General features: G+C 73.1%; 14 protein-coding genes. 1 reads left to right on the top strand and 13 read right to left on the bottom strand.

Going from position 1 to position 15854, the window contains the following annotated elements; all coding sequences use genetic code 11:
• Genes aspS through AC2H4J_RS17705 form a run of 4 tightly spaced genes read right to left on the bottom strand, consistent with a single transcriptional unit; the run spans position 1 to position 4739 of the window.
• A complete protein-coding gene (gene aspS, locus AC2H4J_RS17720) occupies positions 1-1776 on the bottom strand; it encodes an aspartate--tRNA ligase (RefSeq protein WP_487466203.1) in 1776 nt (591 codons plus the stop codon).
• A 19-nt stretch (positions 1777-1795) separates the two neighbouring features.
• On the bottom strand, positions 1796-2779 hold the full coding sequence (locus tag AC2H4J_RS17715; protein ID WP_487466202.1) for an aldo/keto reductase: 984 nt from the start codon (positions 2777-2779) through the stop codon (positions 1796-1798).
• A 5-nt stretch (positions 2780-2784) separates the two neighbouring features.
• Positions 2785-4047, bottom strand: coding sequence for a histidine--tRNA ligase (gene hisS, locus AC2H4J_RS17710; protein WP_487466201.1), 1263 nt, complete (start codon positions 4045-4047; stop codon positions 2785-2787).
• Positions 4044-4739, bottom strand: coding sequence for an MBL fold metallo-hydrolase (locus AC2H4J_RS17705; protein WP_487466200.1), 696 nt, complete (start codon positions 4737-4739; stop codon positions 4044-4046). Before AC2H4J_RS17705 ends, hisS begins: the two co-directional genes overlap by 4 nt.
• 166 nt (positions 4740-4905) lie before the next feature.
• On the opposite strand from AC2H4J_RS17705, the gene AC2H4J_RS17700 reads away from it, so the two are divergent.
• Positions 4906-5748, top strand: a complete 843-nt coding sequence (locus AC2H4J_RS17700) for a peptidylprolyl isomerase (protein WP_487466199.1) — start codon at positions 4906-4908, stop codon at positions 5746-5748.
• 77 nt (positions 5749-5825) lie between these two features.
• Here the strand turns inward: AC2H4J_RS17700 and AC2H4J_RS17695 are convergent, their stop codons facing one another.
• The 9 genes from AC2H4J_RS17695 to AC2H4J_RS17655 form a co-directional block, all read right to left on the bottom strand.
• Positions 5826-8270, bottom strand: a complete 2445-nt coding sequence (locus AC2H4J_RS17695; RefSeq protein WP_487466198.1) for a RelA/SpoT family protein — start codon at positions 8268-8270, stop codon at positions 5826-5828.
• A 93-nt stretch (positions 8271-8363) separates the two neighbouring features.
• A complete protein-coding gene (locus AC2H4J_RS17690; protein WP_487466197.1) occupies positions 8364-8957 on the bottom strand; it encodes an adenine phosphoribosyltransferase in 594 nt (197 codons plus the stop codon).
• Positions 8954-10321 carry a protein translocase subunit SecF gene (secF, locus tag AC2H4J_RS17685; protein WP_487466196.1) on the bottom strand — a complete coding sequence of 456 codons (1368 nt, stop codon included), beginning with the start codon at positions 10319-10321 and terminating at the stop codon, positions 8954-8956. The genes AC2H4J_RS17690 and secF overlap by 4 nt, the downstream gene beginning before the upstream one ends.
• Positions 10318-11931, bottom strand: coding sequence for a protein translocase subunit SecD (gene secD / locus AC2H4J_RS17680; protein WP_487466195.1), 1614 nt, complete (start codon positions 11929-11931; stop codon positions 10318-10320). Before secD ends, secF begins: the two co-directional genes overlap by 4 nt.
• A gap of 14 nt (positions 11932-11945) precedes the next feature.
• Positions 11946-12278 (bottom strand): preprotein translocase subunit YajC, encoded by a 333-nt coding sequence (yajC, locus tag AC2H4J_RS17675; RefSeq protein WP_487466194.1) that lies wholly within the window; start codon positions 12276-12278, stop codon positions 11946-11948.
• Between the two features lie 168 nt (positions 12279-12446).
• Positions 12447-13589 carry a Holliday junction branch migration DNA helicase RuvB gene (gene ruvB, locus AC2H4J_RS17670; RefSeq protein ID WP_487466193.1) on the bottom strand — a complete coding sequence of 381 codons (1143 nt, stop codon included), beginning with the start codon at positions 13587-13589 and terminating at the stop codon, positions 12447-12449.
• Positions 13586-14224 (bottom strand): Holliday junction branch migration protein RuvA, encoded by a 639-nt coding sequence (gene ruvA, locus AC2H4J_RS17665; RefSeq protein WP_487466192.1) that lies wholly within the window; start codon positions 14222-14224, stop codon positions 13586-13588. The genes ruvB and ruvA overlap by 4 nt, the downstream gene beginning before the upstream one ends.
• Complete coding sequence (gene ruvC / locus AC2H4J_RS17660) at positions 14221-14790, bottom strand: crossover junction endodeoxyribonuclease RuvC (RefSeq protein ID WP_487466191.1); 570 nt, start codon at positions 14788-14790, stop codon at positions 14221-14223. The genes ruvA and ruvC overlap by 4 nt, the downstream gene beginning before the upstream one ends.
• Positions 14791-14876: 86 nt before the next feature.
• Positions 14877-15848 (bottom strand): L,D-transpeptidase family protein, encoded by a 972-nt coding sequence (locus tag AC2H4J_RS17655; RefSeq protein ID WP_487466190.1) that lies wholly within the window; start codon positions 15846-15848, stop codon positions 14877-14879.
• Positions 15849-15854 lie beyond the last annotated feature (6 nt).

Below are 15854 nucleotides of genomic sequence, written 5' to 3'. Positions count from 1 at the left end.
TCAGGTCGCCGGGTTGGTGGGGCCAGGGGCTCCGGGCTCACCCGGCAGCGGCGGCTCCTCCGGCTTGGCGTCGATGCCGGCCTCGGCGCGCTGGGCCTCGGTGATCGGGGTGGGCGCGCCGGTCAGCGGGTCGTAACCGGCCCCGGTCTTGGGGAACGCGATGACCTCACGGATCGACTCCACCCCGGTCAGCAGGGCCGAGAGCCGGTCCCAGCCGAGCGCGGCGCCGGCGTGCGGCGGGGGGCCGTAGGCGAACGCCTCGAGGAAGAAGCCGAAGCGCTCACGCGCCTCCTCCCGGGACATGCCGAGGGTCTCGAACACACGCTCCTGGAGGGCGGCGTCGTGGATACGGACCGACCCGCTCATGACCTCGTTGCCGTTGATCACCATGTCGTAGGCGTCGGACAGCGCCGCGCCCTTGTCGTCGGCGAACGTCTCCCGCCACTCGGGGGTCGGCGAGGTGAAGGGGTGGTGCATGAACGTCCAGTCGCCGCTCTCGGTCTCCTCGAACATCGGGAAGTCGACGACGAAGAGGAACGACCACGAGCCCGGCTCGATGAGCTCCAGCCGCTTGGCGATCTCGTTGCGGGCCGCGCCGAGCAGCTCCTGCGACGTCCGCCGGGCGCCCGCCGCGAAGAACACGCAGTCGCCGGGCTTCGCGCCGACGGCCGCGACCAGGCCCTCGCGCTCCGCGTCGGAGATGTTCTTGGCGACCGGCCCGCCCAGCTCGCCGTCCTCGGCGATGGTGACGTAGGCCAGACCCCTGGCGCCGCGGGACTTCGCCCAGTCCTGCCAGGCGTCGAACGCCCGCCGCGGCTGCGAGCCACCGCCCGGCATGACGACCGCCCCGACGTAGGGCGCCTGGAACACGCGGAACGGCGTGCCGGCGAAGTAGTCGGTGAGCTCGGTCAGCTCGATGCCGAACCGCAGGTCGGGCTTGTCGGAACCGAACCGGTCCATCGCCTCGCGGTAGGTCATCCGCGGGATCTCGGGCACCTCGTACCCCGCCAGCTCGCCCCACAGCGCGCGGACGACGTCCTCGGCGATCGCGAGCACGTCGTCGCGGTCGACGAAGCTCATCTCGAAGTCCAGCTGGGTGAACTCCGGCTGCCGGTCGGCCCGGAAGTCCTCGTCCCGGAAGCAGCGCGCGATCTGGTAGTACCGCTCCAGCCCGCCGATCATCAGCAGCTGCTTGAACAGCTGCGGCGACTGGGGCAGCGCGTACCACTTGCCGGGCTGCAGCCGGACCGGGACGACGAAGTCACGCGCGCCCTCGGGCGTGGACCGGGTGAGGTTCGGCGTCTCGACCTCGACGAAGCCGTGCCGGTGCATCACGTCGCGGGCGACCCGGCTGACCTCCGAGCGCAGCCGCATGGCGCGCGCCGGGCCCTGCCTGCGGAGGTCGAGGTACCGGTGGGCGTAGCGGACGTCGTCCGAGGCGGCCTGGTCGGTCTCGATCGGGAACGGCAGCGGGGCCGACGCCGACAGCACCTCCAGCGACGTGGTGACGACCTCGATCTCGCCGGTGGGCAGCTCCGGGTTCTCGTTGCCCTCGGGACGGCGGCGCACCTCACCGGTCACGAGCACGCAGTACTCGTTGCGGAGGTGGTGCGCCTCCTCCTCCCGGACGACGACCTGGACGTAGCCGGAGGCGTCGCGCAGGTCGAGGAAGACGACGCCGCCGTGGTCGCGGCGGCGGGCCACCCAGCCGGCGAGGGTGACGGTGGAACCGGCGTCGGACGCCCGCAGCGTGCCGGCGTCGTGGGTGCGGAGCACAGGAGAGCCTTTCGGTGGGTTACCAGCGGTCGCGCACGTGCGCGCGGATGCGCTCGTCGTACACCCGCTCGAGGTCGGCGAGCTGGGAGTCGGAGAGGGGTGCCATCGAGGCGGCCGCCACGTTGCCGCGCACCTGGGTGACGTTGCGGGCTCCGGGGATCACCGTGGTGACGCCGGGCTGGTCGATCACCCAGCGCAGGGCGAACGCGGCCGTCGGAACCGCGTCGCCGGCGATCTCGGCGACCTCGCGGGCGGCCGCGACGCCGACGTCGAACGGAACGCCCGAGAAGGTCTCGCCGACGTCGAAGGCCTCGCCGTTGCGGTTGAAGTTCCGGTGGTCGTCGGGCGGGAACTCCGTCGACTCGTCGTACTTGCCGGTGAGCAGCCCGCTGGCGAGCGGCACGCGGGCCAGGATGCCGACGCCCGCGGCCTGCGCCGCGGGCAGCAGCTCCTCCAGCGGCTTGCGCCGGAAGATGTTGAGGATGACCTGGATGGTCGCCACGCCGGGGTGCTGCAGCGCGGTCAGCCCCTCGGCGACCGTCTCGACCGAGACGCCGTAGGCCGCGATGGCGCCGTCCGCCACGAACGAGTCGAGCGCGTCGTAGACCCGCTGGTCGGAGTAGACCGCCGTCGGCGGGCAGTGCAGCTGCACGAGGTCGAGGGTGTCGACGCCGAGGTTGCGGCGGGACCGGTCGATCCAGGCGCGGAGGTTCTCCGGCGTGTACTGGGCGGCCTCGAACGGGTCGGCGCGGCGGCCGGCCTTGGTCGCGACGAACGGCCGGTCCGACCGGGGGGCCAGCGCCTTGCGGATGCGCTCCTCGGAGCGCCCGTCGCCGTAGACGTCGGCGGTGTCCAGCAGGGTCACCCCGGCGTCGAGGGCCGCGTCGAGCACCTCGCCGGCGGCGTCGTCGTCGACGTCCCCCCAGTCGCCGCCGAGCTGCCACGTGCCCAGCCCGATCACGCTGACGTCGGCCCCGGTCCGCCCGAGCGGTCGCTGCTCCATCGAAGTCACTCCCCCACGCTTTCACGAAGGCGCTCGAACAGCTCACCGACGGGTACGGCGACCTGCTCACCGGTGCGCATGTCCTTGAGCTGGCCCACGCCCTCGGCCAGATCACGCTCACCGATCACCACGACGTGCGACGCCCCCGAGCGGTCCGCGGCCTTCATCGCACCCTTCAGGCCGCGGTCGCCGTACACCGTGTCGGCGGAGACGCCGGCCTCGCGCAGCCGGCCGACCAGCCGGACGGCCAGCCGCTTCGCCTCGGCCCCCAGCGGGACGACGAAGGCCTGCACGCCGGCCGACGCACCGATGTCGAGCCCCTCGGCCTGCACCGCGAGCAGCGTCCGGTCGACGCCGACCGCGTACCCGATGCCCGAGAGGTCCGGGCCGCCGAGCGCCGCGGACAGGCCGTCGTACCGCCCACCGCCGCCGATCGCCGACTGCGCTCCCAGCCCGTGGTGCACGAACTCGAACGTCGTCTTCGTGTAGTAGTCCAGGCCGCGCACCAGCTTCGGCGCCTCGGTCCAGCTCACGCCGAGATCGGTCAGGTGCTGGCGGACGGCGTCGTAGTGCGCCTTGGTGGAGTCCGACAGGTGATCGACCATCAGCGGCGCGTCGCCGAGCTGGGCCTGCACCTCGGGGCGCTTGTCGTCGAGCACCCGCAGCGGGTTGATCTCCGCGCGGCGGCGGGTGTCCTCGTCGAGGTCCAGCTTGTCCAGGTACTGCACCAGCAGCTCGCGGTACTGCGGCCGGCAGGTGCTGTCGCCCAGCGAGGTCAGCAGCAGCTCGAAGTCGGTCAGCCCCAGGTCGCGGAAGCCCTGAACCCCCAAGGCCACCACTTCGGCGTCCAGCGCCGGATCGTCGACGCCGAGCGCCTCCATGTCGACCTGGGTGAAGTGCCGGTAGCGCCCGGCCTGCGGCCGCTCGTAGCGCAGGGCCGTGCCGACGGTCCACAGCTTCACCGGCAGGGCGCCGTCGTGCAGCCGGTGCTCGATGAAGGCACGCATCAGCCCGGCGGTGAGCTCGGGGCGCAGCGTGAGCGAGCGGCCGCCGCGGTCGGAGAACGTGTACATCTCCTTCGAGACGACGTCCGTGGACTCCCCCACCCCGCGGGAGAAGACGGCCGTGTCCTCGAAGATCGGCGTCTCGACGTAGCCGTACCCCGCCCGCCGCAGCGGCGCGGTGAGGGTGTCGCGGACGGCGAGGAACCGCGCCGAGTCCGGCGGGAGGACGTCGAAGGTGCCCTTGGGGGCGCGCAGGTCCGTCACAGTCCCCGCCCCGCGGGCGCGTCCCCGGACCCCGCTGCCGCCTCGGCCAGGTACGGGTTGGTCGCCCGCTCCCGGGCGATCGTCGTGGCCGGGCCGTGGCCGGGCAGCACGACGGTGTCGTCCTCCAGCGGCAGGACGACGTCGCGCAGCGACCGCAGCATCGACTCCCACGACCCGCCGGGCAGGTCGACGCGGCCCACCGACCCGGCGAACAGCACGTCACCGGACAGCAGCCCGGGCGCCTCTCCGAGGTCGAGGGAGAACATGACCGAGCCCTGGGTGTGCCCCGGCGCGTGCCGGACGGTCAGGTCGACCCCGGCCATCGAGAGCACGGCGCCGTCGTCCAGCCGCCGGACGTCGGACGGGTCGGGCAGCCGGACACCGCTGATCAGCGGGGCGAGCGCCGGACCGTGCCAGCGGGCGGGGTCGCTGAGCATCCCGAAGTCGTCGGGGTGCAGGTAGGCGGGGATGTCGTAGCCGTCGCAGACCGGCAGGACGGAGAACGTGTGGTCGAGGTGCCCGTGGGTGAGGACGACGGCCACCGGCTTGAGGCCGTCGTCGGCCAGCATGCGGGCCAGCGGCTCGACGGCGTCCATACCGGGGTCGACGACGACGCACTCCTGCCCGGGCCCTGCGGCCACGGCGTAGCAGTTGGTGCCGAAGGCGCCGGCGGGAAAGGAGCGGATGAGCACCCGTGCAGGTTACGCGGGGGGTCCGACGCCGCCGGGTCCTGCCAAGGAACGCTCAGCTCGCCCGCCTAGACTCGGTCCTCGACCGCGGGCTGTGGCGTTCGCCGCCCCGCCTGGTGATCCCCCACCCGCCCCGCCGTAGCACCCCGCCCGATCGAGGAGTTCGACCGTGCCCACGAGCAAGCAGCGTCGTCAGGCTGCCCAGCGTCACCTGCAGAAGCAGCTGGAGCGGCGCGCCGAGCTGACCAGGAAGCGTCGGCGCAACCTGGGCATCGCGGCGACGGTGGTGGCCGTCGCCGTCGTGGTCGTCGCGGCCCTCGTCATCACCGGCGTGTTCAGCAGCGACAAGCCGAGCAGCGACGCGGCCGGCACCAGCTCGTCGGCAGCGACGAGCAGCGCGGCCGCCACGACGAACCCCGACGGCACCATCGCCTGCACCTACAGCCCGGACACGTCCGGCAACACCAACCTCAAGGACGTCGGCACACCGCCCACGCCCGACAAGACGCCGACCCAGGGCACCGCCACGCTTCTCATGAGCACGAACCAGGGCGACCTGACGCTCACCCTGGACCGCTCGAAGGCGCCTTGCGCGGCGGCCAGCTTCGTCTACCTGACCGAGAAGAAGTTCTTCGACGGCAGCCCGTGCCACCGCGAGGTCAACGAGCCCACCTTCGGCGTGCTGCAGTGCGGCGACCCGTCCGGTTCCGGCGCAGGTGGCCCCGCGTACAAGTTCGGGCAGGAGGTCCCGTCCGGGACGACCTACCCGCGCGGCACCATCGCGATGGCCAACACCGGTCAGCCGAACTCCACCGGCAGCCAGTTCTTCCTGTGCTTCACCGACACCCAGCTCAGCCCGGACTACTCACCCGTCGGCACCGTCGACGCGGCCGGGCTGGCCGTGCTGGACAAGATCGCCGCGGCCGGGAACAACGGCTCCTTCGCGGCCCAGGCCGGCGGCGGCGCCCCGAACATCCCGGTCACCATCACCACGATGACCGTGGAAGGCTAGGCCCCGCCACCAGCGAAGGCCCCCTCGCAGGGCCCCGCCGCGAGCTCGCGAGTGGTGGGGGGCGAGGGGGTCCTCTTTCAGGCGGTGACGCGCTCGACGTCGAAGACGCCTTCCACGTTGCGCACGGTCTGCAGGACGGCGCCGAGGTGCGCCGGGTCGGCCAGCTCGAACGTGAACCGGCTGATGGCCACCCGGTCGCGGCTGGTCTGCACCGACGCCGAGAGGATGTTCACCCGCTCGTCGGCCAGCGCCTTCGTGACGTCGGACAGCAGCCGGTGCCGATCGAGCGCCTCCACCTGGATGGCCACCAGGAACATCGAGCCCGGGGCACTGCCCCACTCGACCTCGACCAGCCGCTCGGGCTTGCGCTGGAGATCGCCGGCGTTGGTGCAGTCGGTGCGGTGCACGCTCACGCCGCCTCCGCGGGTGACGAAGCCGAGGATCTCGTCGCCGGGCACCGGCGTGCAGCACTTGGCCAGCTTCGCCCACACGTCGCTCATGCCGTGGACGACAACGCCCGGGTCACCGCCGGCGGCGCGGCGCGGTACCGAGCGCCGGGTCGGGATCGCCGTCTCGGCGATGTCCTCGACCGCGCCCTCGGCGCCGCCCATCGCGGTGATCAGCTTCTCGACCACCGACGCCGCGGAGACGTGGCTCTCCCCCACCGCCGCGTACAGCGCGGTGACGTCGGCGTAGCGCAGGTCCTTCGCCAGCGTGCTGAGCGCCTCGCCACCCAGCAGCCGCTGCAGCGGCAGGCCGGCCTTGCGCATCGCGCGGGTCAGCGCCTCCTTGCCGGCCTCGACGGCGTCCTCGCGGCGCTCCTTGGTGAACCACTGCCGGATCTTGGTGCGGGCCCGCGACGAGCCGACGAACTGCAGCCAGTCCTGCGACGGTCCCGCCGTCGGCGAGCGCGACGTGAAGATCTCGACGACGTCGCCGTTGGAGAGCTTGCTGTCCAGCGAGACCAGTGAGCCGTTGACGCGGGCGCCGATGGTGCGGTAGCCGACCTCGGTGTGCACCGCGAAGGCGAAGTCGACCGGGGTGGACTCCCCCGGCAGGCTGATGACGTCGCCCTTGGGCGTGAAGACGAAGACCTCCTGCGGACCGAGGTCGTAGCGCAGGGTCTCGAGGAACTCGCCGGGCTCCTGGGCCTCGCGCTGCCAGTCCAGCAGCTGGCGCAGCCAGAGCATGTCGTCGGGCGAGCCGACCTTGGGGGCGCCGAACTCCCCGGCGCTGGGCTTGCCGCCGGCCCGCGCCTTCTCCTTGTACTTCCAGTGCGCGGCGATGCCGTACTCGGCGGTGCGGTGCATGTCGTGCGTGCGGATCTGCAGCTCGACCGGCTTGCCCTGCGGCCCGATCACCGTGGTGTGCAGCGACTGGTACATGTTGAACTTCGGCATCGCCACGAAGTCCTTGAAGCGGCCGGGCACCGGCTGCCAGTGGGCGTGCATGATGCCGAGCGCCGCGTAGCAGTCGCGCACGGAGTCGACCAGGATCCGGATGCCGACGAGGTCCCAGATGTCGGTGAAGTCGCGGCCGCGCACGATCATCTTCTGGTAGATAGAGTAGTAGTGCTTGGGCCGGCCGGTGACGACGGCCTCGATCTTGGCCGTGTTCAGCTGCTCCTTGACCGTCGAGGTCACCTCGGCGAGGTAGGTGTCCCGCGACGGCGCCCGCTCGGCCACCAGCCGGACGATCTCGTCGTAGCGCTTCGGGTAGAGGGTCGCGAACGCGAGGTCCTCGAGCTCCCACTTGATCGTGTTCATGCCCAGCCGATGGGCCAGCGGGGCGAGGATCTCCAGCGTCTCGCGCGCCTTCTTCTCCTGCTTCTCCGGCGGGAGGAAGCGCAGCGTGCGCATGTTGTGCAGCCGGTCGGCGAGCTTGATGACCAGCACCCTGGGGTCTCGGGCCATCGCCACGATCATCTTGCGGATCGTCTCGGCCTGGGCGGCGTCGCCCAGCTTGACCTTGTCGATCTTGGTGACGCCGTCGACGAGGTGGGTGACCTCGGAGCCGAACTCAGCGGTGATGGTCTCCAGCGTGACGCCGGTGTCCTCGACCGTGTCGTGCAGCAGCGCGGCGACCAGGGTCGTGGTGTCCATGCCGAGGCCCGCGAGGACGGTGGCGACGGCGAGGGGGTGGGTGATGTACGGGTCGCCGCTCTTGCGCTTCTGCCCCGAGTGGGCGGCCTCCGCGACGTCGTAGGCCCGCTGCAGCAGAGCGAGGTCGGCCTTCGGGTGGCTCTGCCGGTGCAGGGCGGCGAGCGGCTCCAGCACCGGACGAACGACGGTGCTGCGCTGACCTGCGACGATGCGCCTGGCGAGCCGGTCGCGGACGCGTCGACGGGGGGCGCCGTCCGGGTCGCCGGGCTCGGACCCCACGTCGTCGGGACGGCGGACGACGGGCCGGTCCGGCAGCGGCGCACGGACGGCGGGCGCCTCCGCGGTCACGGGCGGGGCCGCCGGGACGGCGGGCTCACCGGGCCGCGCGGGAGCCGCGTCGGCGGCGACGTCCGAGGCCACGGCGACTCCTTCGCGTCCGAGGAGAGGAGGACCCTCCCCATGCTAGCCGGGCCGCCGGTCCCCGGAGCCCGACCGGGGTGGTGGCTCCCCCCGTCAGGTGGTCCAGAGCGAGTGCACGGTGTGCGGCGAGATCCGTTGCCGCCCGCCCAGCGCGACCAGCTCGATCACGACCGAGACCGCGGTGACGACCGCCCCGGCCTGCTCGACGAGCGCGATGGTCGCGCCGAGCGTGCCGCCGGTGGCGAGCACGTCGTCGACGATCAGCACGCGCTGACCGGGACGCAGCGAGTCGGTGTGCAGCTCCAGCGTCGCGGTCCCGTACTCGAGCGTGTAGTCGGCGGCCATGCGCTCGCGCGGCAGCTTGCCGGCCTTGCGCACCAGCACCACGCCGACGCCGGCGTCGTAGGCGACCGCCGCGGCCAGCAGGAAGCCGCGGGCCTCGACGCCGACCACGACGTCGAACCCCGGATCGTTCGCCGGGTGCGTGTCCTCCTCCGCCAGCGCGGCCGCCCGGGGGTCGGACAGCGACGGCGAGGCGAGGCCGTCCACCACCCGCCGGAAGGCGGGTCCGTCGGCGAACACCGGGGTCAGGTCCCGGAACAGGACCCCCGGCTCCGGGAAGTCCGGCACGTCGACCGCGATGCTCGCGATGAGTTCGTCGAGCGGCAGCTCGGCGTCTCCGGTCACCGGCGGCGCTTCCCGGACGGCCGTCCGGGACGCTGCGGGCGGACGCCGGGGCGCGGCGTCGAGGTGCCGCCCCTGCCGGGCTCGCGGCGCACCGACTCCGGCGACTCCACGACGACATCGCCGGAGACCTGGCCGGGCAGCTCCCGTTCGGCCACCGCGACCGAGGACCCGCTCCGCGCCCGCCGGGCGCTGGCGACCGGCCCGGTCGCGACGGCGGCCTTGCGTCCGGCCGCCGATCGGCGGGCGAGGACCCGGCGGCGCAGCGCCACCTGCTCGGGCTCCCGCTCCTTGAGGTCGGCGACGATCGGCGTGGCCAGGAAGATCGACGAGTACGTGCCCGCGGCAAGGCCGACGAACAGCACCAGCGCCAGGTCCTTGAGCGTGCCGGCGCCGAGCAGCCCGGCGCCGACGAACAGCAGCCCGGCGACCGGCAGCAGCGCGATGACCGAGGTGTTGATCGAGCGCATGAGCGTCTGGTTGACCGCGAGGTTGGCCGCCTCGCTCCACGTCATGCGGGCGCCACGGTCGAGGTCCTTCACGTTCTCGTCGACCTTGTCGAAGACGACCACCGTGTCGTAGAGCGAGAAGCCGAGGATGGTCAGGAAGCCGATCACCGTCGAGGGGGTCACCTCGAAGCCGATCAGCGAGTACACCCCGGCGGTGACCACGATGTCGTGGAGCAGCGACAACATCGCCCCGATCGCCATCTTGGGCTGGAAGCGCAGCGCGAGGAAGGCGACGACCGCGATGAGGAACACCACCAGGGCGATCAGCGCCTGGTCGGTGATGTCGCCGCCCCAGTCGGCACTGACCTCGTCGGCGCTCACCGCCTCCGGAGCGACCCCTGCCGCCTTGGCGATGGCGTCCCGGACGTCGGTCTGGGCGGCGGCGTCCAGCGCCCCGGTGCGCAGGAGAACCGTGTCGCCGCCGACGACCTGCGCGCTGGAGACGACGGCTCCGGCGTCCTCGGCGGCCGAGCGGATGTGGGTGAGCTCCTGGCTGTTGCCGGGCGCCTTGAAGCTGCTGCCGCCCTCGAACTCGATGCCGAAGTTGAAGCCCCGGAACACCATCGACAGCACCGCCAGCAGCACGATGACGGCGGTGATCTTGTAGATCAGCCGGCTGCGGCCCACCACGTCGAGGCCCGCCTCGCCGTTGTAGAGCCGGTGCGCGAGCGAGACCCGACGGGCCGGACGGCGGACGCCGTCCCCGGCGCCGTCGGCCGCGAGACCGGCGTCGGCGAGGGCGTCCTCGTCCGCCGCCTCGGAGGACTCGGCGAGGACCGCCGCGGCGTCCTGCTGCTCGTCTGCGTCGGAGCCGACGGGGATCGCCCCGGCGTCGTCCGGCGTGTGCGGGCGGGTCATGAGGTGCTCCTGTCCGTGCCGGCACCGGCGCCGACGAGTTCGCGTCCGCCACCGACGGCCGCCGGCCGGCGGGTGTGCTCCACGCGGCCGAGGCCGGAGATCCGGCTGCTGCCGAAGGACTTGAAGCGGGCGAGGACGGCCATCAGCGGATGGGTGAAGAGGAAGACGACGACGAGGTCGAGGACCGTCGACATGCCCAGGGTGAACGCGAAGCCCTTCACGTCCCCGATCGCGAGCACGTACAGGATCGCCGCGGCCAGGAAGCTCACCGCGTCGGCGGAGAGGATGGTCCGGCGAGCGCGCACCCACGCGCGGGGCACGGCGGAGCGGAGTGTCCGGCCCTCGCGGATCTCGTCCTTGAGCCGTTCGAAGTAGACGACGAACGAGTCGGCGGTGATACCGATCGAGACGATGAACCCGGCGATGCCGGCGAGGCTCAGGGCGAGGCCGAGCTGACGGCCCAGGAGCACCAGGCAGGCATAGACGACGACCGCGGAGAGCCCGAGGCTGGCGATCATCACCAGGCCCAGCAGGCGGTAGTACAGCAGCGCGTAGACGAAGACCAGCGCGATGCCGATGGCCCCCGCGATCAGGCCGGCCTCGAGTTGCTGGGCGCCGAGCTCGGTCGAGATCGACTGCGCGGTCGCCTGGGTGAAGCTCAGCGGCAGGGCGCCGTACTTGAGCTGGTTGGCCAGCTCCGTCGCCGTCGTCTGGGTGAACGAGCCCGAGATCTCGGTCTTCCCCCCGGGGATCGCCCCGTTGATCCTCGGCGAGGTGATGACCTTGCCGTCGAGCGTGACCGCGACCTGCTTGCCGACGTTGGCGGCGGTGAAGGTCGCCCAGGCGCTGGATCCCTTCGAGTTCAGGTCGAGGTTCACGACCCACTCGCCGGTGCCGGTGCGGGTGCCGGCGGTGGCGTTCTTGACCTGGGTGCCCTCCAGGACCGCCGGGCCCAGCAGGTACTTCGCCTTGCCGTCGTCGCTGCAGGTCGCCACGTAGTCCTTGGGACGGTCGACCGTGCCGGCCTCGTCCTCCGTGCACGTCAGCGTGGCGTAGGTCGCCGCCGCCTGCTCCTGGGTGACGGGCGGGGCATCCGGGGCCTCGGTCGTGGGGCTCGCGCTGCCGGAGGGCGCCGCGGCCGACCCCGACGGGCTCGCCGCGGAGTCCGAGGCCGCGGCCGACGGCGTGGCGCCGTCCGCCGTCGTCGGGGTGGCGCTGCTGCTGGCCGCGGGCGTGGGCGCGTCGACCTGGAGGACCGGCCGGAACCGCAGCTGCGCCGTCTGGCCGAGCTGGCGGGCCTGGTCGCCGTTGTCGCCGGGGACGGAGATGACGATGTTCGAACTACCCTCGGTGACCACCTCCGCCTCGGAGACGCCCAGGCCGTTCACCCGCTGCTCGATGATCTGCCGGGCGAGCTCGAGGTCCTCCTTCGCCGGCGCCTTCCCGTTCGGGGTCTTCGCGGTGAGCGTCACGGTCGTGCCACCACGCAGGTCGAGCCCCAGCTGAGGCGTGTGGCTGGACCCCGAGAAGAAGACCAGGCCGTAGAGCACGGCCAGGATCAGGACGAACGCGCCGAAGTAGCGGCCGGTGGGCAGCGAGCGGTTGGCCATGGTGGTCCCCCGGGTCAGAGGGTGCCGTCGGCCGGGTGTCCGGTCGCGCCGGGCGTGCCCGAATCCGTGCCGCCGTCCGTCGTGCCCAGGGGCTTGCGGACCTCGAGGACGGCCTGCCGGGCGAAGGTGACGACGACCCCGGGAGCGATCTCGAGGTCGATCGTCTTCTCACCGAGCCTGGCGACCGAACCGTGCAGCCCCGCGGTGGTCATCACCGGCGTGCCGATGGCCAGGGACTCCTGGAGGGCCTGTGCCTGCGCCTGCTGCCGCTTGCGCTGCCGGGCCGGCAGCACGAACAGCACCACGGCGAACAGGGCGATCAGGATGATCGGGAAGTACTGCTCCACGACAGATGTGCCTCTCTACCGCGCCTGCTGCTCCGCGGTGGGGTGCGGGCCCGGGAATCGGACCCGCTCGGGTACGTCGAATGCGTCGGTCTGGTGCACGGCGCACGGTCGACCGGACGGGACGCGCACGGCCTCGGCCGGACGGGTTGCGCGCCAGCGGTTGGCAGTCTATGCGCCGAAGAGGGGCTCTGACGACGCCCCCGGGGTGGCGGGTGCACCGGTCAGGCCACTGACCGCCCCACCGGCCCCACCGAGCAGGGCACCACCACGCGGTATCGGATGTCCCAGATGCCGCCACGCGGCCTCCGTGGCGACTCGCCCTCGCGGGGTGCGGGCCAACAGCCCGGCGCGCACCAGGAACGGCTCGCAGACCTCCTCGACGGTGTTCGACTCCTCCCCCACGGCCACGGCCAGCGTCGACACGCCGACCGGGCCGCCGCCGAAGCGCACCACCAGCGCCTCGAGGACGGCGCGGTCGAGGCGGTCGAGGCCGAGGTCGTCGACGTCGTAGAGCGCGAGGGCGGCCCGGGCCACCTGGCGGGTCACCCGGCCGTCGGCCTCGACCTCGGCGAAGTCACGGACCCGGCGCAGCAGGCGGTTGGCGATGCGCGGCGTGCCGCGGGAGCGGCCGGCGATCTCCGCGGAGCCGTCGTCGGTGAGCTCGACGCCGAGCAGCGCGGCGCTGCGGGCCAGCACCAGTTGCAGCTCGGCCGGCTCGTAGAACTCCATCTGGCCGACGAAGCCGAACCGGTCGCGCAGCGGCCCGGTCAGGAGGCCCGCCCGGGTGGTCGCCCCGACGAGCGTGAACGGGCTGATCTCCAGGGGGATCGCCGTTGCACCCGGTCCCTTGCCGACGACGACGTCGACCCGGAAGTCCTCCATCGCCATGTAGAGCAGTTCCTCGGCGGGCCGGGCGATGCGGTGGATCTCGTCGATGAACAGCACGTCGCCGGGGGCCAGGTTGGAGAGCATCGCGGCGAGGTCGCCCGATCGCTCGATGGCCGGGCCGCTGGTGATCTTCACGGACGTGCCGAGCTCCGAGCCGATGATCAGCGCGAGGCTGGTCTTGCCCAGGCCGGGCGGCCCGGACAGCAGCACGTGGTCCGGCGGGCGCCCGCGCCGCTTGGCGCCCTCCAGCACGAGGGCGAGCTGGCGGGCGACCTTCGGCTGGCCGATGAAGTCGTGGAGCGAGTGCGGGCGCAGCGCCGACTCGACGACGCGCTCCTCGTCCCCGGCCAGCGGCGAGACCGCGGCGTCCTGCCCGAGGGCGGCCGGCACCTCCCCCGTCAGCGGCCGGTCGAAGGAGCTCATGCGCGACCCAGCAGCTGAAGTGCCTGGCGCAGGAGGATGGCGATCTCGACCGCGCCGTTCTGGGCGATCTGCTCGTCAGCCACCGGCACCAGCTGGGCAATGGCGCCGTCGGCCTCCTTGACGCTCCACCCGAACCCGACGAGGGCGGACGTGAGCTGGTCCTTCCACGGCGCGACCGGCGTCACCGACGGCAGACCGGCGGGTGCCGGGCCGTCGAAGGTCGTGTCCGACGTGGTCACGCCCAGCCGGTCGCGCAGTTCCAGGATCAGCCGCTCGGCACCCTTCTTCCCGATGCCGGGCACCTGCATGAGCGCCTTGACGTCGGCCATGGACACCGCCCGGCGCACCTCGCGCGGGGGGTGGATGGCCAGCACTGCCTGCGCGAGCCGGGGCCCGACACCGTTGGCGGTCTGCAGCAGCTCGAACAGGCTGCGCTCGTCGTCGTCGGCGAAGCCGTACAGGGTGAGGGAGTCCTCGCGGACGATGAGGCTCGTGGACAGGCGGGCGTTCTCCCCCACCTGCAGCCGCGCGATCGTGCCCGGAGTGCACTGGACGGCGAGGCCGATGCCCCCGACCTCGACGACGGCGCCGTCCGGGGACACCGCGGCGACCCGGCCGTTCACGCTGGCGATCATCGGGCCGCCACCCCGGTCCAGCGGGGCAGCGTGCGTTGCACGACCGGTGCGCCGATGCCTCCGCTGAGGGCGGCGGCGCGCAACCGCTGCTGCGCCGGGCCGCGCCAGGCGTGGCAGACGGCGAGGGCGAGCGCGTCGGCGGCGTCGGCCGGCTTGGGCGCCGCGGCGAGGCCGAGTACGCGGGTGACCATCAGGGTGACCTGCTCCTTGTCCGCGCGGCCGTTGCCGGAGATGGCGGCCTTGACCTCGCTCGGGGTGTGCCAGGCGACCGGCCGGTCGGCCTGCGCGGCGGCGAGCGCGGCGACGCCCGCGGCCTGGGCGGTGCCCGTGGCCGTCCCCTTGTTGTTCTGGGTGAAGACCCGCTCGATGGCGACGACATCGGGGCGGTGCTCGCGCACCAGGGCCGTGACCGCGGTGTGCAGCTCCAGCAGGCGCAGCTCGAGGTCGAGCTCGGCCATCGTGCGGATCACGCCGACCCCCACCGCCGTGGGGCGCGCGCCGGGTCGGCCGTCGACCACACCCCACCCGCACCGGGTGAGTCCGGGGTCGATACCGAGCACCCGCATGGAAGAGCCTCCCGCCGACCGAACGCCTGTTCGACCCACGCTAACCGCTCGGCGCCCGGGACCGGGCGTCAACACGCGGACGCCGTTCAGCCGACGCCGATGGAGATGAGCGGCCGGGCACCGGGGTCCAGCCAGCGCATCAGGGTGACCAGGCTACCGGCGTCGATCGCCACGCACCCGGCCGTCGGGGCGCCGTTGGCGATGTGCAGGAAGAACCCCGACCCGGCACCCGGTGTGCCGCGGCGGTTGTAGTCGATGACCACCGCCTGGTCGTACACCCGGCCGGCGGCGGCGAGGTTCTCGCTGACGGCCTCGTCGAAGGGACAGGTCGACGGGGCGCACTGGGCATGGCGGTTGTAGAGGGGGCTGACCACGTCGGAGACCCACCAGTCGTCGCCGTCGACGAGCCGGTAGGGCAGCGCGGTGCCCGGGTCGCCGGCGCGGCCGAACGCCTCCGTCAGCGTGAACGTGCCGGCCGGGGTGCGGGTGGTGCTCTCGCTGGCCTGCCCCACGCCCGCGGCCCCGACCCGGGCGCGGATCGGCCCGAGGACGGCGCTCCAGCCGCCCGGCCGCAGCTCCCACGCGGTCAGGGTGGCGGTGGTGGAGCGCGACGAGGGCGCCACGACGGTGACCACCTGCGTCGAGGCGCCGGGATCGACGCCCAGGGGCAGTTGCGGCGGCGCGGGGACCGAAGGGGCCGCCTGCGTGGACGGCTTCGTCGGCGCGGGGCGCGAGGGACGCGTCTTCGCCGCCTCCCGGGCAGCCGCCTCGGCCGCGGCCCGTGCCGCATCGGCGGCCGCCTGCTCGGCGGCAGCCTGGGCCGCCCGCTGCTCCACCGTGCCGTACCCGCGCGGGAGCTCCGGCCGGAGCGCCGTCAGGTCCAGGGCCGCCGAGGGGGCGAGCTGCGGGGCGCTCACGTGCAGGGCCACGGCTGCCGCCGCGGACGGCGACGCGGTGGCGGGCGCCGGCGCCCAGACGCCCAGGGCGGCGGCGGTCACCGCCAGGAGCACCGTCGTCCGCAGGGTGCGCGTGGATCGCGCTCCCCGTGTCCCGGCCACCCGACG

The organism is Blastococcus sp. OS1-29, from assembly GCF_057628075.1.
The sequence above is the reverse complement of the archived record's forward strand: the minus strand, read 5'-3'. Positions and strand labels throughout refer to the sequence as shown.

Bases quoted from the DNA above. Each gene is read 5' to 3' on its own strand.
- AC2H4J_RS17715 (WP_487466202.1), bottom strand. From the start codon at position 2,779: ATGGAGCAGCGACCGCTCGGGCGGACCGGGGCCGACGTCAGCGTGATC.
- secF (WP_487466196.1), bottom strand. From the start codon at position 10,321: ATGACCCGCCCGCACACGCCGGACGACGCCGGGGCGATCCCCGTCGGC.
- secD (WP_487466195.1), bottom strand. From the start codon at position 11,931: ATGGCCAACCGCTCGCTGCCCACCGGCCGCTACTTCGGCGCGTTCGTC.
- ruvB (WP_487466193.1), bottom strand. From the start codon at position 13,589: ATGAGCTCCTTCGACCGGCCGCTGACGGGGGAGGTGCCGGCCGCCCTC.
- ruvA (WP_487466192.1), bottom strand. From the start codon at position 14,224: ATGATCGCCAGCGTGAACGGCCGGGTCGCCGCGGTGTCCCCGGACGGC.
- ruvC (WP_487466191.1), bottom strand. From the start codon at position 14,790: ATGCGGGTGCTCGGTATCGACCCCGGACTCACCCGGTGCGGGTGGGGT.